General features: G+C 37.9%; 24 protein-coding genes, 1 other RNA gene and 1 pseudogene. 13 read left to right on the top strand and 13 right to left on the bottom strand.

Features of this window, described 5'->3' with window-relative positions; translation table 11 throughout:
* Positions 1–22: 22 nt before the first annotated feature.
* Positions 23–1,456: an ATP-dependent DNA helicase gene (locus ACOKFG_RS09240; protein ID WP_422861112.1), complete on the bottom strand. Its 1,434-nt coding sequence runs from the start codon at positions 1,454–1,456 to the stop codon at positions 23–25.
* Positions 1,457–1,650: 194 nt separating this feature from the next.
* Between ACOKFG_RS09240 and ACOKFG_RS09235 the strand changes: the two genes are divergently transcribed.
* Genes ACOKFG_RS09235 through ACOKFG_RS09225 form a run of 3 tightly spaced genes read left to right on the top strand, consistent with a single transcriptional unit; the run spans position 1,651 to position 3,648 of the window.
* Positions 1,651–2,295 carry a hypothetical protein gene (locus tag ACOKFG_RS09235; RefSeq protein ID WP_422862187.1) on the top strand — a complete coding sequence of 215 codons (645 nt, stop codon included), beginning with the start codon at positions 1,651–1,653 and terminating at the stop codon, positions 2,293–2,295.
* A complete protein-coding gene (locus tag ACOKFG_RS09230; RefSeq protein ID WP_298793635.1) occupies positions 2,279–3,112 on the top strand; it encodes a DUF3822 family protein in 834 nt (277 codons plus the stop codon). Before ACOKFG_RS09235 ends, ACOKFG_RS09230 begins: the two co-directional genes overlap by 17 nt.
* Positions 3,112–3,648, top strand: coding sequence for an RsmD family RNA methyltransferase (locus ACOKFG_RS09225; RefSeq protein ID WP_298793634.1), 537 nt, complete (start codon positions 3,112–3,114; stop codon positions 3,646–3,648). Before ACOKFG_RS09230 ends, ACOKFG_RS09225 begins: the two co-directional genes overlap by 1 nt.
* Before the next feature lie 516 nt (positions 3,649–4,164).
* Here ACOKFG_RS09225 and rnpB read toward each other — a convergent pair.
* Positions 4,165–4,459: RNase P RNA component class A (gene rnpB / locus ACOKFG_RS09220), an RNA gene on the bottom strand.
* Between the two features lie 106 nt (positions 4,460–4,565).
* Here rnpB and ACOKFG_RS09215 point away from each other — a divergent pair.
* Both ACOKFG_RS09215 and ACOKFG_RS09210 read left to right on the top strand, forming a co-directional pair.
* Positions 4,566–6,331, top strand: a pseudogene (locus ACOKFG_RS09215) (DNA polymerase III subunit gamma/tau).
* Between the two features lie 52 nt (positions 6,332–6,383).
* On the top strand, positions 6,384–6,965 hold the full coding sequence (locus tag ACOKFG_RS09210; protein ID WP_422861111.1) for a tRNA-(ms[2]io[6]A)-hydroxylase: 582 nt from the start codon (positions 6,384–6,386) through the stop codon (positions 6,963–6,965).
* A gap of 2 nt (positions 6,966–6,967) precedes the next feature.
* Here the strand turns inward: ACOKFG_RS09210 and ACOKFG_RS09205 are convergent, their stop codons facing one another.
* The 9 genes from ACOKFG_RS09205 to rpsA form a co-directional block, all read right to left on the bottom strand.
* Positions 6,968–7,849 (bottom strand): exopolyphosphatase, encoded by an 882-nt coding sequence (locus ACOKFG_RS09205; RefSeq protein ID WP_299172193.1) that lies wholly within the window; start codon positions 7,847–7,849, stop codon positions 6,968–6,970.
* A gap of 12 nt (positions 7,850–7,861) precedes the next feature.
* Positions 7,862–9,943, bottom strand: coding sequence for a polyphosphate kinase 1 (ppk1, locus tag ACOKFG_RS09200; RefSeq protein WP_298793629.1), 2,082 nt, complete (start codon positions 9,941–9,943; stop codon positions 7,862–7,864).
* Positions 9,944–10,432 carry a SixA phosphatase family protein gene (locus ACOKFG_RS09195; protein WP_422861110.1) on the bottom strand — a complete coding sequence of 163 codons (489 nt, stop codon included), beginning with the start codon at positions 10,430–10,432 and terminating at the stop codon, positions 9,944–9,946.
* Between the two features lie 10 nt (positions 10,433–10,442).
* Entirely contained in the window at positions 10,443–11,090 is a 648-nt protein-coding gene (gene pdxH, locus ACOKFG_RS09190) for a pyridoxamine 5'-phosphate oxidase (RefSeq protein ID WP_422861109.1), read from the bottom strand.
* Positions 11,091–11,172: 82 nt separating this feature from the next.
* Positions 11,173–12,078: a ribonuclease Z gene (locus tag ACOKFG_RS09185; protein ID WP_298793626.1), complete on the bottom strand. Its 906-nt coding sequence runs from the start codon at positions 12,076–12,078 to the stop codon at positions 11,173–11,175.
* The gene (locus ACOKFG_RS09180) at positions 12,075–12,407 is read right to left on the bottom strand and encodes a ribonuclease Z (protein WP_298793624.1); all 333 of its coding nucleotides are present in this window, start codon (positions 12,405–12,407) and stop codon (positions 12,075–12,077) included. Before ACOKFG_RS09180 ends, ACOKFG_RS09185 begins: the two co-directional genes overlap by 4 nt.
* A 4-nt stretch (positions 12,408–12,411) precedes the next feature.
* Positions 12,412–13,335: an aspartate carbamoyltransferase catalytic subunit gene (locus ACOKFG_RS09175; RefSeq protein WP_298793623.1), complete on the bottom strand. Its 924-nt coding sequence runs from the start codon at positions 13,333–13,335 to the stop codon at positions 12,412–12,414.
* A 6-nt stretch (positions 13,336–13,341) separates the two neighbouring features.
* Entirely contained in the window at positions 13,342–13,881 is a 540-nt protein-coding gene (gene pyrR / locus ACOKFG_RS09170; protein ID WP_298793622.1) for a bifunctional pyr operon transcriptional regulator/uracil phosphoribosyltransferase PyrR, read from the bottom strand.
* 114 nt (positions 13,882–13,995) lie between these two features.
* Positions 13,996–15,828 (bottom strand): 30S ribosomal protein S1, encoded by a 1,833-nt coding sequence (gene rpsA, locus ACOKFG_RS09165; RefSeq protein WP_298793621.1) that lies wholly within the window; start codon positions 15,826–15,828, stop codon positions 13,996–13,998.
* Between the two features lie 259 nt (positions 15,829–16,087).
* Between rpsA and ACOKFG_RS09160 the strand changes: the two genes are divergently transcribed.
* The 4 genes from ACOKFG_RS09160 to ACOKFG_RS09145 all read left to right on the top strand — a co-directional run bounded on the left by ACOKFG_RS09160 (position 16,088) and on the right by ACOKFG_RS09145 (position 18,928).
* The gene (locus ACOKFG_RS09160) at positions 16,088–16,468 is read left to right on the top strand and encodes a LysM peptidoglycan-binding domain-containing protein (RefSeq protein ID WP_298793620.1); all 381 of its coding nucleotides are present in this window, start codon (positions 16,088–16,090) and stop codon (positions 16,466–16,468) included.
* Between the two features lie 167 nt (positions 16,469–16,635).
* Positions 16,636–17,508, top strand: a complete 873-nt coding sequence (locus ACOKFG_RS09155) for a LamG-like jellyroll fold domain-containing protein (protein ID WP_422861108.1) — start codon at positions 16,636–16,638, stop codon at positions 17,506–17,508.
* 84 nt (positions 17,509–17,592) lie between these two features.
* Positions 17,593–18,345 carry a hypothetical protein gene (locus ACOKFG_RS09150; RefSeq protein ID WP_299172172.1) on the top strand — a complete coding sequence of 251 codons (753 nt, stop codon included), beginning with the start codon at positions 17,593–17,595 and terminating at the stop codon, positions 18,343–18,345.
* A gap of 160 nt (positions 18,346–18,505) precedes the next feature.
* Positions 18,506–18,928, top strand: coding sequence for an SRPBCC domain-containing protein (locus ACOKFG_RS09145; protein ID WP_422861107.1), 423 nt, complete (start codon positions 18,506–18,508; stop codon positions 18,926–18,928).
* 17 nt (positions 18,929–18,945) lie between these two features.
* Here the strand turns inward: ACOKFG_RS09145 and cmk are convergent, their stop codons facing one another.
* On the bottom strand, positions 18,946–19,635 hold the full coding sequence (gene cmk / locus ACOKFG_RS09140; protein WP_422861106.1) for a (d)CMP kinase: 690 nt from the start codon (positions 19,633–19,635) through the stop codon (positions 18,946–18,948).
* 240 nt (positions 19,636–19,875) lie between these two features.
* Between cmk and ACOKFG_RS09135 the strand changes: the two genes are divergently transcribed.
* The gene (locus ACOKFG_RS09135; RefSeq protein ID WP_422861105.1) at positions 19,876–20,556 is read left to right on the top strand and encodes an alkylmercury lyase family protein; all 681 of its coding nucleotides are present in this window, start codon (positions 19,876–19,878) and stop codon (positions 20,554–20,556) included.
* A gap of 105 nt (positions 20,557–20,661) precedes the next feature.
* Here ACOKFG_RS09135 and lon read toward each other — a convergent pair whose 3' ends face one another.
* Positions 20,662–23,112: an endopeptidase La gene (gene lon / locus ACOKFG_RS09130; RefSeq protein WP_298793850.1), complete on the bottom strand. Its 2,451-nt coding sequence runs from the start codon at positions 23,110–23,112 to the stop codon at positions 20,662–20,664.
* Between the two features lie 217 nt (positions 23,113–23,329).
* Between lon and ACOKFG_RS09125 the strand changes: the two genes are divergently transcribed.
* The 3 genes from ACOKFG_RS09125 to ACOKFG_RS09115 are packed head-to-tail and all read left to right on the top strand — an operon-like array spanning position 23,330 to position 25,519.
* Positions 23,330–23,893, top strand: a complete 564-nt coding sequence (locus ACOKFG_RS09125) for an RNA polymerase sigma factor (protein WP_298793615.1) — start codon at positions 23,330–23,332, stop codon at positions 23,891–23,893.
* Positions 23,890–24,450: a hypothetical protein gene (locus tag ACOKFG_RS09120; protein WP_422861104.1), complete on the top strand. Its 561-nt coding sequence runs from the start codon at positions 23,890–23,892 to the stop codon at positions 24,448–24,450. Before ACOKFG_RS09125 ends, ACOKFG_RS09120 begins: the two co-directional genes overlap by 4 nt.
* A complete protein-coding gene (locus ACOKFG_RS09115) occupies positions 24,431–25,519 on the top strand; it encodes a hypothetical protein (protein WP_299173269.1) in 1,089 nt (362 codons plus the stop codon). The genes ACOKFG_RS09120 and ACOKFG_RS09115 overlap by 20 nt, the downstream gene beginning before the upstream one ends.
* Positions 25,520–25,604 lie beyond the last annotated feature (85 nt).

Below are 25,604 nucleotides of genomic sequence, written 5' to 3'. Positions count from 1 at the left end.
TGTTGACTAAAATAACGTATTCCTACTCAAGAAAAAAATCATCTTTAAATCCTATAAGGAATAGTTTCTGTTTCGCTCTAGTAACTGCAGTGTACAGCCATCGTAAATAGTCTTTGTCGGGGCCATTTGGCAGATAAGGTTGTTCCACAAACACTGTATTCCATTGTCCACCTTGTGACTTATGACAGGTAATCGCATAAGAGAACTTAACCTGCAGGGCATTGAAAAACTTATTGTTTTTTACACCTAAAAACCTTTTGTAATTTGATTTTTCATGAGCATAATCCTTGGAAACTTCTTGATAGAGTTTATTTCCGTCTTCATATGACAATGATGGGGTTTCCGCATTTATGGTATCTAGAAGCAAAACGGTTTCAAAAGGTTTCTGATTAGGATAATCAACCATTTTAACTTTTACCTCTGCAAAAGAGAACCCATATAATTCCTTAATAGCAAAGAGCTCTAAAATTTCCATAATATCCCCATTTGCAATAAATCCAGCCTCAGAATTTGGTCTCAACCAGAAATAATTGTTCTTGACCACCATCATATAGTCTCCAACCGCGATTTCGTGATCCAGGTACAAAATACGTTCCCTTATATTCTTATTATATAGATTGGCGCGTTTGTTTGATCTTACAATTATGGCTGTTTCTTCTTTTCCGTTTTCTGCATATGACGAATCTATGGCCTCTTGTATTTCGGTTCCATCAATTAACCGTACAATATCCTTGTAATCGGTTACGGAGAATTTGAATTCATCAAAATATTCTGATTGTAGTTGTTCGCGTAAATTGGTAGCATTGAAAAGTATACCAGAGTCATCTTGCTGACGCATAACTTCATCTAACTCTAGAGTTTCGACCTCTTTATTATAATTAAGCGATAGTCTATCTTCTTCTAATGCAGGACTTATATCCAATTTTACCGGAGGTAATTGGGCAGTATCACCTATTAGTAACAGTTTACAGTTATGACCAGCGTACACATAATACATTAAATCGTCCAATAAAGAACCATTTTCAAAAAGTTTAGAATCGGCCGGAGTATCCGGTATCATTGAGGCTTCATCCACAATGAACAGTGTATTTCTATGTTTATTAGGGGCCAAAACAAATTGAACCCCGCCTCCCGCTTGTTTTTTCGGAAAGTATATCTTTTTGTGGATTGTAAATGCCTGGGTTGCAGAATAAGAAGACATTACCTTAGCGGCTCTTCCGGTAGGTGCAAGGAGCACCGCGCTCATTTTTACTTTCCACAAACTATTGACCAGTGTACCTACAATGGTTGTCTTCCCAGTACCAGCGAATCCCTTTAGGAGAAAAAGTTCGTCCCGCTTTCCATCTAAAACAAATCTTGAGAGTTTGTCTAAAGCACTGGCCTGTTTCAAGGTAGGTTCGTGAGGAAATTTATCCTTGAGCAGGGTTAAAAATCCACTGGAAGAAGGGTCTTTCATAAGCACCTAAAGATAGCATGGATTTTTAAAGCAAAAAGTTTCGTGATTAAAAAAAAATTGTAGATTTGCTTGTAACCGCTAAATTAACTCTCAAAGAAAAAATTAGTATGTTAAGTTTAATTCTTATAGTTGTAGTTATATGCCTACTGACCATAGGCCTTGTATTTCTAATTGATAGGTTTTTACCTCAAAAGATAAAACCGATTCTGGTCATTGCTTTTGGACTTTTAAGCATTTTCTTAGGCTACAAAATTTATCAATCCATCAATGCACCTATTGAGTTTAAAAAGGTGAGACAAGAAAGATTTTCAAAAGTAATCGCAAAGTTGAAGGACATACGTGATTCCCAAGAAGCATATAAAACCGTAAATGGTAGATTTGCAAGTAACTTCAATAGCCTTATCCAGTTTGTTGATACAGGGAATTATACCATTACGCAGCAAAGAGATTCTTCTTTCATGCGTTATAACAAAGTATATCAAATCGATTTACAGGTTGATACCATTATCGTTGACACTCTTGGTTTCATTAAAGTAAAGGACTCATTGTTTAAAAATGATAGTCGTTACAAAGACATGATGAAAGTTCCCGGTGGTCAAGCAGATGAAAAATTCACAATGAAGGCAGACATCATTGACAAGCAAGGATATAAAGCGCCTGTTTTTGAAGCTAAGGTTGCCAAAAATGTTGTTCTTTACGATCAGCCAACGGATTTGGTGGCGCGGGAAAATGCACATCAAAGTGTTGAGGAAGTGAATGGTACGGAAATTAAAGTGGGCTCTCTTACTGATGTAAGTACAAATGGAAACTGGCCTCCAATCTATGACAGAAAAAATTAATAATATACAGGAGTCAGAAACTGAAAATACCTTTAAGAAACTGTCCATTCAAGTTGGTTTGAATGGACTTTCTTTTTGTGTTTTGGATACTATTTCAAATGAGATATTGGCGTTTGAAAAGATATCCTTCAAAACACCTTCCACTCCCTATTTAATGCTCAAAGAGCTTAAAAAGCTTCTGGGAACGGTGGATGAAATTCAAAATAAGTTCTCAGATGTTGTGGTTATTCATAAAAATGGGTTGTTCAGTCTAGTCCCCAAAACTCTTTTCAATAAAGAAGAACTACCCAATTACCTAAAGTTCAATGCCAAAATTATGGCGACCGATCATATTATCTATGATGAGATTTCCAACCATGATTTGGTCAATGTTTATGTCCCTTTCGCAAATATCAACAACTACATTTTTGACCTTTTCGGAGAGTTTGAATTCAAACACAGTGGTACAGTATTAATCGGTACCCTATTGAATCAAACTAGAGCCTCATCGGAACCGGTCTGCTACGTGCAAGTATCAGATAAGGAGATGGAAATGGTTGTTGTTTCTGAAAAAAAACTACTTTTTTACAATCACTTCACCTACAAAACTGCAGAAGATTTTCTATACTACCTTCTTTTTGGATTAGAGCAATTGCATATCGATTTGGAAAAAGTACAGCTAAAATTGTTTGGTTTGGTGGAGGAAGGAGATACTATATTCGAATTATGCCATCGCTATGTTAGGAATGTTTCGGTTTTTGTTCCAATTGACCCCACCTACCCCTTAGAGCAATTGGAAACCCAGACCATTGATTTTACAACCCTAAGTTCCTTGTAGTGCGAATTATTTCGGGTAGATATAAGGGCAAACGACTTGTAGCTCCAAAAAAACTTCCGGTAAGGCCCACCACTGATATGGCCAAGGAAGGACTTTTCAATATTCTTAACAATCGTTTTTTTATTGATGAACTTAAAGTAATAGACCTTTTTGCGGGCACCGGTAATATAAGCTTCGAGTTTGCATCAAGGGGTGCCGAGAACATTGTTGCAGTGGATGGTTATGCTGGCTGTGTTCGGTACATCAGTAAAATAGCAGAGGAGTTGGATTTATCGATTACCAGCATAAAATCTGATGTGTTCAAATATCTACAACGGACACCTGAAAAGGCCAATTTAATTTTTGCAGATCCCCCTTATAGCTTTGAGATGTCTCAATTTCATCAAATTGCAACTTTGGTTTTCGAAAATGAATTATTGGTTGAAGATGGAGTTTTAATTATTGAACACTCGGACCAAACTGATTTATCGGAACATTCCAACTTTGTGGAATCGAGAAAATATGGTGGAAGTATTTTTAGTTTTTTCGAAAAATAGAAACATTCTACAAACTGCTCAGAACCTTCCATTTCTTCCAATATAGTCATCCAAAAATAGCACCAAAACGTACAGCAATAGGACAAACGGAAAAATCAAATATGTTGAAATCATCCTTAAGGTTGTTTAGGGTTTAAATACCTTTTTGATATTTTCCTGTCCGAAATACTATACAAGTCTAATTTTTCAAGCCACGAACTAATCAAAATATCTATCGCTTTCGTCCCAAAATTGATGGAATTCGCCATTCTCATAGCTCTTTATATCAAGACTTTTGGAAGGATGTATAAATTTTATCAACCTTATGCATATGTAACCAAGGCATAGAGTGGCTGTAATAATATTAATCCAAAAAGCAATCATGGTTTAAAACTACCATCTCCATTCAAAAGCAGGAATACACAATTGATATATAGAGGGTTAGGATTGACGAACTCTTATATTAAGGCTAATCATGAAAGAAAATACCTCAATTTTTCTTAATAAAATTTCAATTAGTTGGATTTCAGGAGATTAAAGAAAAGCAGGCCATAAGCCGGATTCTGTCTAGCCTTATCATTTATCTAGGTTTTTGGTTGCCCAAAAGCTCGAACCGTCTACCCTCCAACTCGGGCGTGCAGCCCTCAAACACTGGTTTACATGACGTTTCACCGCATAGAGTTTACCTGATTTCACTACAGCCGAACTGTACTTGCTTTCTGTTGCACTGGTCCTCGCTTTTCAACGGACGGATGTTATCCGCTATGCTGCACTATGGTGTCCGGACTTTCCTCTTCCGATGGTGACCGGAAGCGATAAGGTGGCCTGCTACGAGCAAAGGTAACCTAATTGTTAATAAAAAGTAGCTTCCTCACCAACGACAATGGCACTTTGCACGTTCCTATTTTTATATTTGTAGTAACGCAAATTTCCTGATTTTGGAACCCTTTATAGTATCGGCTCGAAAATATCGCCCCCAGACCTTCAAGGATGTAGTGGGTCAGGAAGCTATTACCAATACGCTACTCAATGCGATTGATCATAATCACTTAGCGCAGGCCCTACTTTTTTGTGGACCACGAGGTGTCGGTAAAACTACCTGTGCACGTATTCTCGCTAAGAAAATCAATCAGGACGGGACGGAACGGGAAGATGAGGATTTTGCATTCAATATTTTTGAATTGGACGCTGCCTCGAACAACTCGGTTGACGATATTAGAAGCCTCATCGACCAAGTTCGCATACCGCCTCAGGTGGGTAGGTATAAGGTATATATCATTGATGAGGTCCATATGCTATCGCAGTCTGCTTTCAATGCTTTTCTAAAGACCTTGGAAGAACCTCCAAAGCACGCCATATTTATACTGGCCACTACTGAGAAGCATAAGATAATCCCGACAATACTTTCACGTTGTCAAATTTTCGATTTTAAACGAATTACGGTAAAGGATGCTTCGGCATACTTAAAGTATATAGCAGAGCAACAGGGAATTGAAGCCGAAGACAGTGCGCTTCACATCATTGCTCAAAAAGCGGATGGCGCCATGCGCGACGCACTTTCCATTTTTGATAGAGTGGTTAGCTTTTCAGGAAATACATTGACCAGAAAGGCGGTCACGGAAAATCTAAATGTTCTTGACTACGACACCTATTTCAATACCACCGATCTTATCTTGGCCAACAATATTCCAGATTTACTTGTGCTGTTCAACAAAACACTTTCATTAGGGTTTGATGGTCATCATTTTATTTCTGGATTGGCCTCTCATTTTAGGGATTTGATGGTATGTCAGCATCCTGAAACAATAGCTTTACTGGAGGTGGGCGAAGATGTAAAAGAACATTATCAGACGCAGGCAAAAAAAGCTAGCAGAGCATTTCTTTTACAAGCGTTGGAAATGGCCAATAATGCTGATCTAAAATATAAAACCAGTAAAAATCAGCGTCTGCTTGTTGAGCTTACTTTAATGAAATTGGCTTCCATCTCCTTTGATGGAGAAAAAAAAAGTCTGATTTCATAATTCCCGCTTCCTTCTTTAAATCCAATGAATCTAATAATGGTAGTCCCGTTGCAGCTCCTACACCAAGTTTAGAAGAGCCCACACCTTCGTACACCACTGAACAACCGAAATCATCTGGGTTCCAAGAAACGCCAATACAACCTGAGGTTCAATCGCAAGAACCCGATACTGAACCTGAAGCTGCACCTCCATCGATTAAAAAAATTCAACTTAAAACTCCAGAAAATAGGGTTTCAGGCTTATCCATATCCAGTATAAAGGCCAAGAAGGCCCATGAAAATGTTAAGGCCCCTCCGGTTAACCAAGATGATCTTCCAAAGGAAAGCTTTACGGAACAGGATATGCAAGCACATTGGAACGATATGGTACAACAGCTGGAAATTAAGGGAAGAAAAATATTGGCCAGTAATTTCCAGACCGATGTTCCGAAACTTAAAGATGAGCATAACATATGGATTGAGCTTCCCAACAGTACCATGAAAAAAGAGGTAGAAAGGGAACAAAGTCTTATGATGGACTACCTAAAACAAAAATTGAACAATTATTCCATCACCTTGAATATTACCGTAAATGAAGAGGTGGCGAAAAAGTTTGCCTTCACTCCAGAGGAAAAATATCAGAAATTGAAAGAGAAAAATCCTGCCATTGATCTACTCAGAAAAGAGTTCGACCTCGATTTTTAACCTTCCACTTTCTTTTTTAATACCCTTATCTTTGTTCTTTAAATTTTAAAAAATGCTTGGTCTTAAATTACCAACAGACCCCAGATGGGTCAATATCGTTGAAAAAAATATTGAGGAAATCTTAACTGATCACGCATACTGCGAGCAAAAAGCGGCAAGCACAGCTATTTCATTGATTATCGGTTTTCCTGAAAAATCAGAATTGGTCAAAGAAATGACGGCTTTGGCCAGGGAGGAAATGGGCCATTTTAATATGGTACATGATAGAATTCTGAAAAGAGGATGGATTCTAGGTCGGGAGCGCAAAGATGAATATGTTTTGGAGTTGATGAAGTTTTTTCCAAAAGGTGGTAGTCGTGAAACACATTTAGTTCACAAACTACTCTATGCAGCCCTTATCGAGGCTAGAAGCTGTGAACGTTTTCGATTACTTTCCGAAGAACTTGACGACAAGGAATTGTCTGATTTTTACCGAAATTTAATGGTAAGCGAAGCCAACCATTATACCATGTTTTTAAAATTTGCCAGAAAGTATGGTAACCGCGAAGAGGTGGATAAAAAATGGGAACAATTGCTTGAATATGAGGCCAAACTCATGAAAAATCTGGGTAAACGAGAAACCATGCACGGATAGTTTTACTCGTAATACAAGGTTTTTATCATCCCATCTGCCAATCCGATTTTAGGCACGTGAATTTTCTTGGCGCCACTCCATTTGGCTGCAGATAAAAATATTTTGGTAGCAGGAATAATAACATCGGCCCTATCTTGGTTCAATCCCAATTCTGAAATCCTATCCTCATAATCCATACTATTTAGAAAAAGATACTGGGCGTTCAACCAAATATAGGATAATGGTTGATTTATTTTTCTTCCGGACATCTTATGAAGTTTGTTAATATTTCCTCCAGAACCAATTATCTCAACCTTGCTATCTCGTGAAATATATTTCTTTATCCATTCATGCACTTCATCCCAAGCAGCGTCACCAACCAACCCATTAAGAATCCTGACCGTACCTATTTTAAAAGATTTTGATACGAGTACGCTGCCTTTTTCAAAAATCGTGAATTCAGTACTTCCACCGCCAACATCAACGTAAAGATATAATCTGTCCTTTTTTATAAGTTCCTTCAAGTCTGTCGAAGCTATTATGGATGCTTCTCTTTTTCCATCTATTATTTCAATTTTGATTCCAGTTTCCTTATTCACCCTTTCAACTACTATCTCTCCATTTTTAGCTTCCCTAAGGGCGGAAGTTGCGCAGGACATATATTTTTCCACACCATATACCTGCATCAACAAATTAAAAGATTTCATGGTCTTTATCAACCGTTGCAAGCTACCTTCCGAGATTTCACCTTTGGTAAAAGCATCTTCCCCCAAGCGCACAGGTACCCGAATAATTTCGCTTTTTTTAAATGTAGTGGGTTTATCTGCTTGCTCAATTACATTGGTCACCAACAATCTTATTGCATTGGAGCCAATATCTATAGCGGCAAATTTTCGAATTATCAAAGCAAGGCTTACTTAAGATTCTACTTTCTTTTGATAGTAATCATATAGTGCGAATTGCGACCTTAATTCAGGTTCATTGGGAGCTTTTGGTTTATAGGCGTTATCCTGTTTGTCCGAAAAGACTCGGGCCTTAAAATTATCTCTCCAAGAAATGTCAAAAGTGTCCAACAACTCTTGCTTAATCTCATTATCATAAATTGGACAGCCTACCTCAACCCTAAAATCAAGATTACGTGTCATCCAATCCGCAGATGAGATATACACTATGGGTTCGCCTCCATTCCCGAAAATGAACAAACGTGGATGCTCTAAAAACTTATCCACTACGCTAATGGCTTCAATGTTTTCGCTCATTCCCTCAACACCAGGAATAAGACAACACACCCCTCTGATAATTAATTGAATTTTAACCCCAGCTCTGCTTGCATCATATAACTTGTCCACCATTTTATACGAAGTGAAACTATTCATCTTGATTTTGATGTAAGCTTCTTTCCCCGCCCTTGCATTTTCAATTTCTTGGTCAATCAGTCGTATGAAGGTGGACTTTGTATAATGGGGTGAGACGATGAGGTGCTTGTATTTGTTGATTTTATAATTGGTCTCGAAAAACTCAAACACGCGATTCATATCTTTTAAAATCCCTTCATGGGCCGTAAACAAGGTGTAATCCGTATAGATATTTGCAGTGGATTCATTGAAGTTACCTGTACTTATAAAGCCATATCTTTTCACTCCTTCGGTTTCTTCCCGTTCTACCAAGCAAATTTTGCTGTGTACTTTCAGACCAGGAACGCCAAAAATCAGTTTTATTCCCTCAGCTTGTAACTGATTTGCATACTTAATATTGGCCTGTTCGTCAAATCGTGCCTGAAGTTCAATTTGAACAGTTACTTGTTTACCATTTTTAGCAGCATTGATTAACGAAGCTGCAACTTGACTATCATTGGCCAAACGATACACGGTGATTTTGATACTTCTTACCTTCGGGTCAAGAGCAGCCTCTCTCAAAAACTTGGTAACGTAATTAAAGGTGTGATAAGGAGCATAGATCATATAGTCTTTTTGGCTGATCATCTCCAAAAGACTTCCTTCCATACTAAGCCCTTTTACGGGTAAAGGTTCTATTTTCTTGTGCATGAGATCTTGTCTGCCAAGACTTGGAAAACCCATATAATCCCTTCTATTATGGTATCTTCCACCTGGAATTACACTATCCGTGTCCACAATATTCATTTTATCTTTTAGGAATTGAAGGGTATCCTTGTCTATTTGCTTATCATAAACAAACCGCACTGGGTCACTAATTTTCCGGTGCTCAACGCTAGACGATATCTTCTCGATAAAACTTTTGGTCAGGTCGTTATCAATATCCAATTCTGCATCTCGCGTAATCTTGATCATATGAGCAGAAATGGACTCAAAATCAAACATCGTAAAGACACTACCCAAACAGAATCGTATCAAATCATCTAAAATGATGATGTAATTTTTGTCTCCTTCCTGCGGAAGCACAATAAAACGGTCAATGCCCTTGGGAATTTCAATCAGGGCATATCGGTTTTTCCCATTGACACCCATGGTTTCATCGTCCTTCATCACCATTTTTACGGCCAAATAGGCTGCAGTATCTTTAAGTAGAGGAAATTCGGTTAAGTCATTTAGAATAATGGTCATCAATTCTGGATTGACCTTTTTAAGAAAATATGATTTTATAAATTCTGCCTGACTTTCACTTACTTCATTCTCATCTATTATAAAAATATTTTCAGCTTTGAGTTCCTCTTCTATACTGTTGAGAATTTCTAGACTTCTAGCTTGTTGATTTATTACAATCTTGGTAATTTCTTCAAGTAAATCTTTGGCCTTTTCCCCTCCTAGAACGCTTTTTCCTTTTTTTCCGGCATCAACAATACGTTTTACCGTAGCGTATCTTACTTTAAAAAATTCATCGAGATTATTACTGAAAATACCCAGAAATCTTAGTCTATCAATTAATGGGACCCTTTTGTCGGCACTTTCTTGAAGCACCCGGGCATTAAAGTGTAACCAACTGATTTCTCTGTTTACATATTCGTTCTTGGGCTTTACCATTTATCCTTTTAAGTGTTTTGGGAAACTGATTTGTTCTGTGGTTCCTTTCGAAATTTCTGCCCAGTTGTTTACATCAAATTTGATTTGAACCAATCCGGCAGTTGGAACGTTGTCAATATACTGATCTCCCCAAGCATTTGCAAGGGATGTGAACGCATAATTGTGTCCAAAAATGCAAACAGTTTCGTATTGGTTGTCCAAATTTTCTATAAAGTTCTGTACGCTACCTCCAGAAAAATCATAAAGTGCTTCTGTGACTTGAAACCTGCTGAATGAAAAACCAATATTTCTAAGGAAAATCATACTGGTGTGTAATGCCCTGTTCGCTGGACTTGAAAACGCGAAATCGATTTGCATATCCTTTTTATTGAATTCTTGGGATACTAAGTGCGCATCATTAATTCCTCTTTCTTTAAGAGGCCTGTCTTTATCAGAAACTTCATATTCCCATGAAGATTTGCCATGCCTCATCAATATTATCCGCTTCATATTCCGGTAGTTAGGGTGCTAATCGTTCTATTTTCCAATTGTAATCTTCTTGAAGGGTATAGCGAATTCTATCATGCAAGCGATTGGGACGACCTTGCCAAAATTCAAAAGAAACAGGTCTGACCAAATACCCTCCCCAGTTTTCCGGACGGGGTATTTCTTTCCCTTCATATTTCTTTTCCAAAGCGTCCAGTTTTTCTTGTAGAAATGCCTTGGATGGAATCACGTCGCTTTGGTCTGAAACTACTGCTCCAAGTTGGCTACCAACTGGTCGTGACTCAAAATACCCATCTGACAGGTTTTCGGCAACCTTTTCGGCTTTACCTTTTATGATAATCTGCCGTTCCATATTAGGCCAAAAGAATGAAAGGCACATCAATGGATTATTTTCAATGGCTTTCCCTTTTTCGCTTTGATAGTTTGTATAGAAAATAAAACCTTCGTGTGTATATTTTTTCATCAGTACAACCCGGTTTTTAGGAAATCCATCCAAACCTATAGTAGATACCGTCATTGCATTCGGTTCATCCATACCATACGTTGCCTCTACCTCATAAAACCACTTTTGAAATTGCTCCATAGGGTTTTCCTTTATGGACGTTTCATCAAGCTCGCTTTTTTCGTAGGATTTCCTGTAATTGCTCAGGTCTTTTTGCATGACACTCTATTAGTACCATCAAATTTCAACAAAAGAACGGAGATTAAAAAGATTGTATGGGTTAAGTTTTTGCTCTTTGACCTTAAATTTCAAAAGTCTTGCCATCATCTGCCAAATCTACCTGTGAAAACACCTTTGAGGCTTCTTCTTTGAAAAGGTCGATTGACTTATACCGGGTCGAATAATGTCCCAAAACAAGTTGCCCAACGTTTGCCTTTTCGGCAATCCGTGCGGCCTGAGTAGCTGTGGCATGTTTAGTTTTAGTACCTAAATGGGCTTCAGATTCCAAGAAGGTCGATTCATGATATAACAAGTCCACGTTTTCTATAATGGGTACAATACTTTCATTATAAGCGGTATCACTGCAAAAAGCGTAGCTTTTAGGTTTTGGTGGGTCAATGGTCAAATCGGAGTTGGCAACTTCAATGCCATTTTGTTGTACACCATTTGCTCCATTTTTGATATTGTTAAACTGACTTCTGTCTATTTCATATTTTTCGGTGGCTTCAATATTCAATTTCCGAGGAAGTGGCTTTTCGTGAAACAAAAAACCGTTGGTGTATACTCGATGATCTAATGGTATAGTTTGAACACTGACAGTCTCGTCATCCAGTATTAATTCAGATTCCTTACTGGTCAATTCATGAAAAATCAAAGGGTAATTTGTCCATGAATCTCCCAATTTCAAAAACAAGGTGATGGCCTCTTTAATGCCCTTGGGTCCATAAATATGGAGTTCTGATTCTCTTCCTAAAAGTCTAAAAGTTGAAATAAGTCCCGGTAAACCGAAAAAGTGGTCACCATGCAAGTGTGAAATGAAAATATGTTTTATTCTGGAAAACTTGATTTTATTCTTTCTTAACTGTACCTGTGTTCCTTCTCCACAATCAATCAAGAAAAGATGGTTTCTAATTTCAAGAACTTGGGCTGTAGGATTGGTAAAAGTGCGAGGTGTGGCGGAATAGCATCCGAGAATGGTCAACTTCATATGCCCAAGTCCCGTTCTATGTCCTCCATTTCAATAAGGTCTTTTGCTTCCTGAATTGTGGGTACGACGCTTATTTCGTCAGGAATTTCGTCATATGAAACTTTGTTTGTAACCAAGACAAAAGATTTATTCGAGTTTTTGTGGGTGTTAGAAATATCAAGAAATTCCAAGATATCACCCGTGGTCAACTTTTCGAAGGAGAAAAGGTTAACCACAATATTATCGTGCTTTAATTTGGAATATGCCTTTTCAAGGTTTTCCATGAATATGGAAATGGAAGTCTTCTCCTGAAAAACAATGGTCGTTGTTCCTTCTTTATTGAAAATCATTTCGTTACTTTTTTGCCGCCAATAAATACATTACTGCCATACGAACCGCCACTCCATTTTCTACTTGTTCCAAAATAATGGACTGGTCGGAATCTGCTACATCACTTGTGATTTCCACTCCTCTATTTATAGGACCTGGATGCATAATCACAATTTGCTTATCTAAACTGTTCAATAGTTGTTTATTAACCCCAAATTGTTGGGTGTATTCCCTTGTAGATGGGAAATAACTGATGTCCATTCGTTCATTCTGCACCCGCAGCATATTGGCCACATCGCACCATTCCAAGGCTTTCCTCAGGTTTGTTTCGACTGTCACTCCTAGAGATTCTATATGTTTTGGAATCAAAGTCTTAGGCCCGCATACTTTTACATTGGCGCCTTGCAGTTTTAATGCAAAGATATTGGATAGGGCCACTCGGGAATGTAGAATATCACCAACTATAACCACATTTTTCCCGCCGATATCCCCAAGCTTTTCTCTTATGGAATAAGAATCTAAAAGTGCTTGGGTTGGATGTTCATGGGCTCCATCTCCTGCATTTATTATAGAAGCGTCTACATGTTTGGATAAAAATATTCCAGCGCCAGGGTTTGGGTGCCGCATCACCACCATATCCACTTTCATGGACAGGATATTGTTTACGGTATCTATTAGGGTTTCTCCTTTTTTTACGGATGATTGGGAAGCTGAAAAATTAATAACATCAGCTGATAATCTTTTTTCCGCAAGTTCAAATGAGAGTTTGGTTCGGGTGCTGTTTTCGAAAAAGATATTCGCAATGGTCGTATCACGAAGTGTTGGCACCTTTTTTATGGACCGATTAATAACTTCTTTAAAGTGATCGGCCGTTTCAAAAATGAGTGCTATATCCTTTTTATCAAGATATTTTATTCCTAGCAAGTGATCTACACTTAATTCACTCATTCTATACTATTTGCTTACTAAATACACAATGTCCTTTCCATCATTCTCCTCCCACATTACCTTTACTTTCTCTTCATTTATGGCATCTACCTGTCGACCCCTATAATTGGGCTGAATGGGTAAGTGCCTACTGAACCGTCTATCAATCAACGTGAGCAATTCAATATCCAAAGGCCTGCCAAAGGATTGAATGGCTGTTAAGGCTGCCCTGATACTTCTTCCGGTATACAAAACATCATCTATCAAGACCACGTTTTTATCTTCTACCAAAAAATCAATTTTTGTAGTACTTGCTTTTAAGGTCTTTTCACCTCTTCCAAAATCATCCCGGTAAAATGTGATATCCAATAAACCGAGTTGTATATCCTTTACTTTGTAATCTTCGCGAAGCACCTTGGCCAAACGTTCGGCCAAATAAACACCCCTAGGTTGAATTCCTATCAGTACGGTATCTTTAAAATCTAAATGGTTTTCTAAAAGTTGACAAGCTAAACGGTGAAGTATGATGTTGATTTCTTTGGAAGTAAGAAGAACTTTTTGACTCATTTGCTGTACTACCGTCTCAGTTGGATACAAAAGTAAACAATTCTTTAAAATGAACAGGGTATAAAAAAGCCCCGTTGTTTCCAACGGGGTTTTTATTATGTAATGAAGGGCTGATTATTTTTTAGAATCAGCTTCCATTTTATCCTTCAAAGCTTGCAGTTGTGAATTGGCATCACCTAATGTAGGTGCAGCTTCATCAGAAGATGAAGAACGCTTTTTAGCAGTTCTTACATTTCTTTCTTCCTGCTCTCTAAAGATAGCTGTGTGGCTTGCCACTACTCGTTTGAAGTCTTTGTTGAACTCAATAATCTTGAAATCAACTTCTTCTCCTTTAACAAGCTTTTTGCCATCTTCTTTTTCCATATGACGTGAAGGAACAAATCCTACGATATCCTCATTGAAGTTTACAGTAGCTCCTTTGTCAACAACTTCAGCAATTGATGCTTTGTGCAAAGTTCCTTCGGCAAACTCTTTTGAGTATTTATCCCAAGGGTTCTCTGTAGTTTGCTTATGACCTAGGCTCAATTTGCGTCCTTCTACATCCAATTCCAATACTTCAACTTCCAAAGTATCGTTCACAGCAACAAATTCCGATGGATGCTTGATCTTCTTGGTCCAAGAAAGGTCGGAGATGTAAATCAATCCGTCAATTCCTTCTTCCATTTCTACAAAGACACCAAAGTTGGTAAAGTTTCTAACGATTCCTTTATGACGAGAACCTACAGGGTATTTAGATGTAATATCAGTCCATGGATCTGGAGTCAATTGCTTAATGCCCAATGACATTTTACGATCTTCTCTATCCAAGGTCAATACAACAGCTTCAACTTCATCACCTACTTTTACAAAATCTTGTGCAGATCTTAAGTGGGTAGACCAAGACATTTCAGAAACGTGGATCAAACCTTCAACACCTTCGGCAACTTCGATAAAGGCACCATAATCAGCTATAACTACTACTTTACCTTTTACTTTATCACCTATTTTGATTTCATCACCTAAAGCATCCCATGGATGTTTCTCCAATTGCTTAAGACCTAATTGGATTCTTGATTTGTTATCATCAAAATCAAGGATTACCACGTTCATTTTCTGGTCAAGTTCAACAACCTCGTTCGGGTGGTTGATTCTGCTCCAAGAAAGGTCAGTAATGTGGATCAATCCGTCAACACCACCAAGGTCGATAAACACACCGTATGAAGTAACGTTTTTAACGATACCTTCCAGTACTTGACCTTTTTCAAGTTGACCGATAATCTCCTTCTTCTGCTCTTCAATATCAGCTTCAATAAGTGCTTTATGAGAAACAACTACGTTTTTGAATTCGTGGTTGATTTTCACCACCTTGAATTCCATAGTCTTACCAACGTACTGATCGTAATCACGGATAGGTTTCACATCGATTTGAGAACCTGGCAAGAACGCCTCGATTCCAAATACATCTACGATCATACCTCCTTTAGTTCTGCATTTTACAAAACCAGTAACAATTTCTTCTTTGTCATGGGCAGCATTTACTCTGTCCCATGCCATAATGGTTCTTGCTTTTCTGTGTGACAATACCAACTGACCGGTTTTGTCTTCGCGGATATCGATAAGTACCTCAACTTTATCCCCTACTTTAAGATCCGGATTGTAACGGAACTCGTTCAACGAGATAACACCTTCGGACTTGGCATTGATGTCAATGATCGCTTCGCGATCTGTCATGTGAACTACCTTACCTTCAACTACCTCTTCATCGGCAGTGTCCACAAAGTTTTCTTCAACAAGTTTTTCAAATTCGTCCAACTTGCTGTCATCAACTTTTTCAATACCTTCCTCGTACTTGTCCCAATCGAAACTTTCCAAAAATTCCTTAGGGTCTTGTTGCGTGGTAACTTCTTCTTTAACTTCTGTTGTTGCCGTAGTTTCTTCTACTTCAACATTTGCTTTTTCTTCAGCCATCTGCTGATTTAAATTTGTATTCCATAAGTCTACAGGAGTTAGACAATCGCTATGGAAGTTGTTATCGTTTTTTGTAATCCCTTTTTCTCCTGCTGCTTTGCCAAAAAGGAGTGCAAAAATACAATTAATTCCTTGTTTTACAAACCCTTATTGAACTCTTATCGACCAGCCGGGATAATTAATGAAAAATTAAGTCAAAATGTGACTTTTATGCATATCTTGTTTCCTAATATTAACCATTAAAACAATACAACATATTATGAGTGTAAAAGCAAAATATCAGGCAGTTTTAGATTTAGGACAACAATTTGCGATTAAAGACGGTGATGTTTCTGAAGACGGAGGGGTTTTGAAAATAAAAGGTGAAGCCAACACCCCATATGAGAAAAATGCGATTTGGGACAAAATCAAGGAAATTGGAGGGGAAAGCCCAAGTGACATCAAAGCAAATATTTCTGTTTCTGATGACTCTGTATACCACAGACACACGGTAAAAGGTGGTGAATCTTTAAGCAAAATCGCCAAGCACTACTATGGTGATGCCATGAAATACAAGCAAATATTCGAGGCGAATACCAATATCTTAAAGAATCCGGATTTAATCCATCCTGACCAAGTTTTGGTGATTCCAAATCTGTAATAGAAACAATCTAATCCATAGAAAGCGCCTTACAGGCGCTTTTTTTTTGTAATAGCATGAAAGTAAAATATTTGCATTTCAATCTATTCACACCTCAACTTTGGTTTCAATTAAAAACTCTTCTTTAACTTTAATAAATTTGTGGTTCATCAATCTAAAAACAAAACATGAAAAATTGTAATATCGGTTTTATCGTAATTGGAGTACTTTTTCTCCAACTTCTTTCTTGTCAGCCTAAATCCGACACAGATTTCAAGGAGGCTTTGACGTTTTACGTTTCTTTTGACAATGGAACTACAGCAGATTTTGCTCTTGGAAATTCCAATATGTTTACCGCGAAGGCAAGCTATGTTAACTCAAGAAGAAGTTTGGAAGGGATTCAGATGGGCATGAACAACCCTGACCATCGCATCGTTAAAGGAGAAGGCATATTTGGCGATGCTTTTGAATTCGGTAAAAAAAGTGATACCGTTGTTTTTTATAAAAGTGAAAACAACATTGTCTACAGCCCTCAAAGCTGGTCTGGCACCATTTCATTTTGGTTGAGTGTTGATACCGTAAATGACTTAGATGGTTATACGGACCCGATTCAAATCACCGATACAGAATTCAATGATGCCTCCATATGGGTGGATTTTACCGATGCAGACCCTCCTGACTTTAGATTGGGGCTTATCGGTGATAAGGACGCTTGGACCCAAGACACCCTAAATGCCCCTGTAATGACCGTTTTTGAAAAAAGGTTGGTGACTATGAAAGAGCCTCCTTTTTCAAAAAACAGCTGGACGCATGTTCTTGCAACCTATGATGGTCTGGGTACAGCAAACAGTCTTGGGAATCTTTACTTGAACGGGGAAAAAATTGGAACGGTAAGTGGTGTGGATGATCCTTTTACCTGGGTATTGGAGGAATCCAAAATTTTCCTTGGATTAAATTATACCGGTTTAATGGACGAACTATCCATTTTTAATGCACCATTGACAGACGCTCAAGTAAAGAAACTTTACCATTTAGAAGGGGGAATCAAATCTATTCTTTGAATCTTTAGTTAAATTTCCCAAATTTTACTTTTCTGTCGAAATAGCTCATTAAAACAAGCGATATCTTAACCGTTGTACACCAATATGAAAAACCTGCTTGCAAGCATAATTACCCTTCTGATTTTTAATAATTCCTTTGCTCAAAAAAGTGAATCTGAATTATTGAAAAATTATGAATTCTATGTTGAGAAAAACATAGAAATGGGAAAATGGAGTACTAAATTTTATCTTATAAACGGACTTGTTTCAGTACGAGAAAATTATTGGAAAAATAAACTACGAAGCCGAACGGAAGTTGAATACGACCAATTTGGAAATGTAGAACGTGAAACAAATACCTTTGACATCAACGAAGGACAGATAAACGATATTTCAAACCTTAAATTGGAATATGATGACTCATTGCTTGTAAGAAAGAAATTTGATTTTGGAATGACCGAAAAATATTCTGACTTCAACGAATTGGGAAAACCCAAACTGATTGAAAGAATTGAGGAATCTGATTTCAAAGCGTGGCCTTATAAAGAATTGATGGAATATGATAAAAAAGGAAATATCATTAAATCAACAAAATTCAGTACTTACGAAGATTTGAACGGAAAAACTGTCAACGAAAAAGCTACAACATATTATAGATATGACAATCGAAATAATGTGATTGAAATTCACAGAGAATATGAACCAAAACAAGAATTTCCAATCCCAATCACAGGAGGACCATTTTTGTATGAGTTTGAGAATTTTAGATACAAATACAACAAGAATGGAGTTTGGACTAAAAAGTATAAAACAGTAAACGGAAAGGAATATCTTGTTGCTAAAAGAAAATATAAATAACGGTGTACAACAATGTATAACCGCAATTACCGCGGATTCGACTACGTCCGAATTCACTCGGAATTGCTAACGCCTGCGCTAAACCGAAAAGTCTGTGTAAATTAACCCGTAACTGACGGTTATACGATACCGCTAAGTGAATTTGAAATCTTGATTCAAAATGAAAACCATTACCTGGAAATTACAGTTAGCATCTGACCCAAATAAGGTTTTTGATTTGCTCACCACTGCTGAGGGAATAACAAAGTTCTGGTCCGAAAAAGTAAATTTAGATGGTAATGTAATTCACTTCTTGTTTCCAAATGGCCAAACCTATCAGGGTCAAATTATAAAGAGCATTCCCAGTAAAGAATTCCATTTAGACTATTTTAATAGCTTGGTTAAATTTAAATTAAAGGAAATGGAAAACGGGGGGACAGATCTTACTTTAAGTAATGAAAATATACCTGAAAGTGATTTTTATCAGGTGCATGCTGGGTGGATATCTGTACTTATGAACCTAAAGGCCGTTGCAGACTTTCAATGTGATTTGCGGAATCATAACCCAAAAAAAACATGGGACCAAGGTTACGTAGATAATTGATAAAATTGTTAGCTTCTCTAAGCTTTTAAAATAACCCTTTGCGTATAATCAAAAATGCGCTCAAATTGTTCCGCCAAGCCCATGTCACTGTTATCAAAAGCAATAGCGTCATCGGCTTTACGCAAGGGTGACGTTTCTCTGGTAGAATCGATAAAATCCCTTTTTTGCACATTTTCAAGGACCTCTTCATAGGAAACCTCCTCTTCCCTATCCAACAATTCTTTGTAGCGTCTGGTAGCGCGAGCCTCCGGCGAGGCGGTCATAAATATCTTTAATTCCGCATCGGGGAAAACAACGGTTCCGATGTCTCTTCCGTCCATCACAATGCCTTTTTCAGTACCCATTTGTTGCTGCATTTCCACCAACTTATGCCGTACCTCTGGGATGGTGGCAACCTTGCTCACCTGACCAGAGACCAACATAGTCCGAATTTCCCGCTCCACGTTTATCCCGTTTAGATGCATTTCGGAAATCCCCAAATCTGCATTGGGAACAAACTTCAGGTTGATTTTCGGCAAATCGTTGACCAGAGCTTCAATATCATCTTCGCTGCCCACATAGTTGTTTTGGATGGCATATAAAGTGACCGCCCTATACATGGCGCCGGTATCCACATAAATATAGTTGAGCGCCTTGGCGAGTTGCTTAGCTATAGTGCTCTTTCCGGTTGAGGAATATCCATCAATGGCAATTGTAATCTTTCCCATGGGATAAAAATAAGGAGAAGGAAATAAAGGATTTCAAAAAAAAGGGCTAAAGTCGTGTCAGGGAAAACTCAACTAAGTAGGAAACCAGAAAGTATCCATTGAAAAAATCAACACATAAATTTGAGCTGGACTTTTTCATAGAAATTCCCGAACTTCACTTATCAGTCGATGTAGCTCATTAAAACCAGCGATATTTTTAATGTTAGCAGCAAGTTTAAAAATAGAGCTTCAAAAGAATATATGATAACAAATTCAAATCTTCACTTTTTAATTATCAAAGGAATAATTGACAACGGTTTTGCACCAAATGTCGATGAACTTGCAAAGACCTTAAATGAAGATAAAAATCAAATTGTAAAAGGATTAAATGAACTACAAGAATATCACGGAGTTGTTCTTCATCCAAACGAACCGAAAGTTTGGGTAATTCATCCATTTTCCTTGGCCCCAACAAATTTTTATGTAAAAACAAGGAATGGAGAATGGTGGGGAAATTGTGCTTGGTGCTCGCTAGGTGTTGCTGCTTTGCTCAAAGATGATGTTAAAATAACGACAACAATCGGAGCGGAAACCAAGCAAATAGAAATAAATATTATCAACGAAGACATTCAAGAAAAGAATTACTTTATCCATTTCCCGATTCCCATGAAAAATGCTTGGGACAATGTGATTTACACTTGCAGTAATATGTTGATATTTGAGAACGAAGAACAAATTGACAAGTGGACAAAAAGACATAACATTCCGAAGGGAGATATTCAACCGATTGAGAAAATTTGGAACTTCTCAAAAAAATGGTACGGCAATCATTTAAATCCAAAATGGACAAAATGGACAATTGAGGAAGCCAAAGAAATGTTCCGAGAATTTGAACTCAATGGAAAAACTTGGTCACTTGAAACCTCAGATGAACGATTTTAATACAACCTACTGCTAGCAATGGTTATGATTCATTGTGGCACAAAGTTTAATTTATAAATCAAAGCCTAAACCTATAAGTACACTCCCAAAAAACCTTCTTTATGTTTAAAGCTGTTTGGCGTTTTTAACCTTCCTATCGGTAATTGCTATATCTATCACCTCGCTCATATCATTTACAAAATGAAAAGTGAGACCTTTTAGATAATCTTGCTTGATTTCCTCGATGTCCTTTCGGTTATCCTCACAAAGAATAATCTCTTTGATACGAGCCCTTTTTGCAGCTAAGATCTTTTCTTTGATTCCACCAACAGGTAATACCTTACCCCTTAGGGTAATTTCACCTGTCATGGCCAAACTCTTCTTTACCTTGCGTTGGGTGAACAACGAAACCAAAGAGGTCAACATGGTAACACCAGCACTTGGGCCGTCTTTAGGTGTAGCACCCTCAGGAACATGGATATGTACATTGTACTTTTCAAAAACATCCGAAGCTATACCAAATGTTTCAGCATTGGATTTGATATATTCCATGGCAATGGTGGCAGACTCCTTCATCACCTTCCCAAGGTTTCCAGTAATATTGAGTGTCCCTTTTCCTTTGGAAAGGATGGATTCAATAAACAAAATGTCTCCACCAACGCTCGTCCACGCCAAACCTGTTACCACTCCAGCAACATCATTGTTCTCGTATTTGTCACGCTCTAAACGTGCTGGTCCGAGAATTTTTTCAACATCTTCGTTGGTAACCTTTATGTTGTACTCCTCTTCAATTGCAATGGATTTGGCCGCATAACGTACCATTTTCGCCAATTGTTTCTCCAAACTTCGTACTCCGGATTCACGTGTGTAACCCTCCACGATTTTTTCCAATTGTGGTTTTCCAATTTTCAAATCCTTATTGGAAAGTCCGTGTTCTTTTAATTGCTTCGGAAGCAAATGTTTTTTGGCAATCTCCACTTTTTCTTCAATGGTATAGCCAGTCACATTGATGATTTCCATACGATCACGCAAAGCCGGCTGAATAGAACCTAAGTTATTTGCTGTCGCGATAAACATGACTTTGGAAAGGTCATAGCCCATCTCCAAGAAGTTATCATAAAACTCACTGTTCTGTTCTGGGTCTAAAACTTCAAGCATTGCAGAAGATGGATCTCCCTGATGACTGTTCGAAAGTTTATCTATCTCATCCAAGATAAAAACTGGATTGGAAGTGCCTGCTTTTTTGATGCTTTGTACAATTCTTCCAGGCATGGCGCCGATGTAAGTTTTTCTATGTCCGCGTATTTCGGCTTCATCACGCAATCCTCCCAAAGACATTCGCACATATTCCCGGCCCAAAGCCTCCGCTACAGATTTGCCCAATGAGGTCTTCCCTACTCCAGGAGGGCCATAAAGACAAAGAATAGGCGATTTCATATCGTTTCTCAGCTTTAGTACTGCCAAATATTCGATGATTCGTCTTTTCACATCCTCGAGTCCATAATGGTCACGGTCCAATATCTTTTGAGCACGTTTTAAATCAAATACGTCCTTCGAAAATTCATCCCAAGGTAAATCCAAGAATAGGTCCAAATAGTTCCGTTGTATGGAGTATTCGGCCACTTGTGGATTCATGCGTTGCATTTTGGACAATTCTTTTTCAAAATGCTCTTTTATTTTTTTGCTCCACTTTTTCTTTTTGGCTTTGACCCGCATTTCATCAACCTCCTCTTCATACGAAACCCCACCAAGTTCTTCTTGAATGGTTTTCATCTGTTGATGCAAAAAGTACTCGCGTTGCTGTTGGTCCATGTCGTTTCGGACCTTGGACTGAATATCATTTTTCAGTTCAAGCTTTTGAAGTTCTTGGTTCATGTACTTCAACGTTGTTAAAGCCCGCTTTTGCAGATTTGGAATCTCCAGAAGTTTTTGCTTATCCGCAACACTCAAATTCAAGTTTGAGGATACAAAGTTGATCAGGAACGAATTGCTCTGAATATTTTTAATAGCGAAGGTGGCTTCACTTGGGATATTTGGATTGTCCTTGATGATTTTGAAAGCCAATTCTTTTATCGAATCGATGATGGCCACAAATTCTTCACTTTGTTCATCAGGGCGTTCTTCTTCGGCCTCTCGCACAGTTGCCGTGAAATACGGTTTCTCTGTAACTACTTCAGCAATCTCAAAACGTTTTTTACCTTGAATGATAACTGTGGTATTACCATCAGGCATTTGCAGTACCCTAAGAATCCTTGCCACAGTACCCAAAGTGTTAATATCTTCAACACCCGGGTTCTCGGTCTCTTCATCTTTTTGTGATACTACCCCTATGGTCTTTGTGCCATTATTGGCATCCTTTATAAGGTTGATGGACTTATCCCTCCCCGCGGTAATGGGTATTACCACTCCCGGAAAAAGCACTGTATTCCTTAGGGGAAGTACTGGAAGGGTTTCCGGAAGGGTTTCCCGGTTCATTTCCTCCTCATCTTCTGGGGTAAGCAAGGGTATTAATTCTGCATCTTCATCTAAACCTTGCAAGGACATATTGTCAAAAGTTGAAATCTTTATTTCTCCCATATCTTCAGTTTCGGTCATTTTGTCACGAATGACCCCAATTTTTCTTTTCATCATTTGCCCAACTCCGCCGTAACGCTCTAAAAGTAAGCACTACAAGGATGTTTGGCCCTTTTTTCAAGGTTATAAAGGCAATTCTCATGCCATTAAAAAATAAAAATGCGTAAAAAAGTGTAACAATTGATAAATTCATCAATCTATAAGACAAACCATTCATTTTTTGAGCCACCAAAATGAACATACTGATGCACTGCTTCAATCGTGCTTAAAGGGAAATCAAAGTGCACAATTGGAAATTTACAATCGATATTATAAAGCGATGTACAACACTGCTTTTCGAATTGTAAAAGACACGGCAGAAGCTGAAGATGTGATGCAGGAATCATTTTTGAACGCGTTCACCAAACTGCACACATTTAAGGGGGATGTCGCCTTTGGGGCATGGTTAAAGCGCATTGTGATCAACAACAGTATTTATCATTACCGAAAGCAGCTAAAAACAAAAGCTGTGGATTTGGATGACGTAATGTACAAGGTCGAAGATAATGATGAAGTTGCTTTAAATCACGATGGTTATACTGAACTGAAGGCTCAAAAAGTGATGGAAACCATGAAAAGTTTAAAAGACAATTACAGAGTTTCTTTGACCTTACATTTAATTGAAGGTTACGATTATGAAGAAATCAGCGGCATTATGAATATTAGTTATGCCAATTGCAGAACAACAATTTCAAGGGCCAAAGAAAGCTTGAGAAAAAAATTGACCCAAAACGCAGTATTATGAGCAAGGATAATTTTGAACAACTGTTTGAACGACTTGAAGGTGAATTTAATATTGAGGAACCTAATTCTGGGCACCAAGAACGTTTTTTGGAAAAATTGAATCGGTCCAAGGGGGTTGTCACACTCAATAAGCGAAAAACAAATTGGTTTAGGCCACTTTCAATAGCAGCCTCCATCATTCTATTATGCGTATTGGGACTCAAGGTATTCAACGGTCAACCCACATTAAAGGAGCAGGTTGTTGAAATTGCTCCGGAGGTGTCCAAGACCGAGTTTTACTTTGCCAACCTCATCGAGGAACAGGTGCAGCAATTGAAGGATGTAAAATCTCCGGAAACAGCAAAACTGGTAGATGACACCTTACTTCAATTGCAAAAGCTGGAAAATAATTACCAAACCTTGGAACAAGAACTTGTAAATGGCGGTAACAGTAAAATTATACTCAACGCTATGATTACTAACTTCCAAACCAGGATAGATTTATTAAAAGAAGTATTGACCAATATTGAAAACATTAAGAATTTAAAATCATACAATGATGAAAACTTTACTATATAAATACACGCTTCTCGCATTCTTTCTTTTGCCTTTGGCAGTTGTCGCCAACAACGACGAATTAAAAGGGAAGTACACCAAGGAAAAGACCATTAAAAAGGAATTTGAGGTTAATTCCGATGTCTTATTCAAGGCAAAAAACAGCTATGGAAATTTAAATCTCACTTCTTGGGATGAAGACCGAATCGTTATTGAGGTGCACATAAAAACCAGCGGCAATAATGAAGAAAGAGTATTAAAAAGGTTGGATCAAATAGATGTGGACTTTGAAAACACCAGCAGTCTTGTTTCGGCCAGAACCCGTTTTGGGGACAAAGGCAACAGTTGGGGCTGGAACTGGGGAAAACGCAATGTAAATGTTCAAGTGAATTACACCATAAAGCTCCCGGTAAAAAGCAGTATTCATCTAAACAATGATTATGGCAACATTTATGTAGATCGTATTGATGGCCATGCCAAAATCAGCTGTGACTATGGAAAAATTGATGTAGGTGAACTACGAGGGAGAAACAACGAGCTCAGGTTTGATTACACATCAAGGTCGACTTTTGATTATATCAACAGCGCGGAAATCATCGCGGATTACTCAGGGTTTACAATTGAAAAAGCAGGTGACCTAATTGTAAAGACGGACTACACCAATGCAGTAATCAATGAGATGGGTAACTTGGATTACTCTAGCGACTATGGTTCCATTGAAGTAAAAGAAGTTCAAAATGTCCAGGGGAATGGTGACTACATTGGAGTTAAACTGGGAACAGTACATGGGAATCTCAATATCAACTCTGACTATGGTTCTATAAAAATTACTGAGATGGCGCCTGATGCAGGAAATATCAATATCAAGTCCGATTATACCGGAGTCAAAATAGGATACAATACGGGTTATCATTTCGATTTCGAAATCTCAACTGAATATGCTGGGGTAAGTGGTAAAGATGCATTTGAAATCAACATCAGTAAAGAGAAATCAAGTGAAAAATATTACAAAGGTTATTACGGAAAGCAAAATTCGGGCAATCTGGTTCAGATTTACAGCGATTACGGAGGTGTAAGTTTTAATCAAAACTAAATATAAATTGCAAATAATGAGTTGGGTTTTCATGCGTAATATCTCTATATCAATACTTTGCTTTGTGAGTATTTGCTTTGGTTGT

Origin of the sequence: Flagellimonas rhodophyticola, assembly GCF_049332665.1 — a bacterium.
Lineage (GTDB): Bacteria > Bacteroidota > Bacteroidia > Flavobacteriales > Flavobacteriaceae > Flagellimonas.
This window is presented reverse-complemented; position numbering and strand designations above follow the sequence as displayed.

Coding starts and splice junctions, on each gene's coding strand:
- ACOKFG_RS09240 (WP_422861112.1), bottom strand. CDS start 1,456: ATGAAAGACCCTTCTTCCAGTGGATTTTTAACCCTGCTCAAGGATAAA.
- ACOKFG_RS09230 (WP_298793635.1), top strand. CDS start 2,279: ATGACAGAAAAAATTAATAATATACAGGAGTCAGAAACTGAAAATACC.
- ACOKFG_RS09210 (WP_422861111.1), top strand. CDS start 6,384: ATGCTTGGTCTTAAATTACCAACAGACCCCAGATGGGTCAATATCGTT.
- ppk1 (WP_298793629.1), bottom strand. CDS start 9,943: ATGGTAAAGCCCAAGAACGAATATGTAAACAGAGAAATCAGTTGGTTA.
- ACOKFG_RS09195 (WP_422861110.1), bottom strand. CDS start 10,432: ATGAAGCGGATAATATTGATGAGGCATGGCAAATCTTCATGGGAATAT.
- pdxH (WP_422861109.1), bottom strand. CDS start 11,090: ATGCAAAAAGACCTGAGCAATTACAGGAAATCCTACGAAAAAAGCGAG.
- ACOKFG_RS09185 (WP_298793626.1), bottom strand. CDS start 12,078: ATGAAGTTGACCATTCTCGGATGCTATTCCGCCACACCTCGCACTTTT.
- ACOKFG_RS09180 (WP_298793624.1), bottom strand. CDS start 12,407: ATGATTTTCAATAAAGAAGGAACAACGACCATTGTTTTTCAGGAGAAG.
- ACOKFG_RS09175 (WP_298793623.1), bottom strand. CDS start 13,335: ATGAGTGAATTAAGTGTAGATCACTTGCTAGGAATAAAATATCTTGAT.
- pyrR (WP_298793622.1), bottom strand. CDS start 13,881: ATGAGTCAAAAAGTTCTTCTTACTTCCAAAGAAATCAACATCATACTT.
- rpsA (WP_298793621.1), bottom strand. CDS start 15,828: ATGGCTGAAGAAAAAGCAAATGTTGAAGTAGAAGAAACTACGGCAACA.
- ACOKFG_RS09160 (WP_298793620.1), top strand. CDS start 16,088: ATGAGTGTAAAAGCAAAATATCAGGCAGTTTTAGATTTAGGACAACAA.
- ACOKFG_RS09155 (WP_422861108.1), top strand. CDS start 16,636: ATGAAAAATTGTAATATCGGTTTTATCGTAATTGGAGTACTTTTTCTC.
- ACOKFG_RS09150 (WP_299172172.1), top strand. CDS start 17,593: ATGAAAAACCTGCTTGCAAGCATAATTACCCTTCTGATTTTTAATAAT.
- ACOKFG_RS09145 (WP_422861107.1), top strand. CDS start 18,506: ATGAAAACCATTACCTGGAAATTACAGTTAGCATCTGACCCAAATAAG.
- cmk (WP_422861106.1), bottom strand. CDS start 19,635: ATGGGAAAGATTACAATTGCCATTGATGGATATTCCTCAACCGGAAAG.
- ACOKFG_RS09135 (WP_422861105.1), top strand. CDS start 19,876: ATGATAACAAATTCAAATCTTCACTTTTTAATTATCAAAGGAATAATT.
- lon (WP_298793850.1), bottom strand. CDS start 23,112: ATGGGAGAAATAAAGATTTCAACTTTTGACAATATGTCCTTGCAAGGT.
- ACOKFG_RS09120 (WP_422861104.1), top strand. CDS start 23,890: ATGAGCAAGGATAATTTTGAACAACTGTTTGAACGACTTGAAGGTGAA.
- ACOKFG_RS09115 (WP_299173269.1), top strand. CDS start 24,431: ATGAAAACTTTACTATATAAATACACGCTTCTCGCATTCTTTCTTTTG.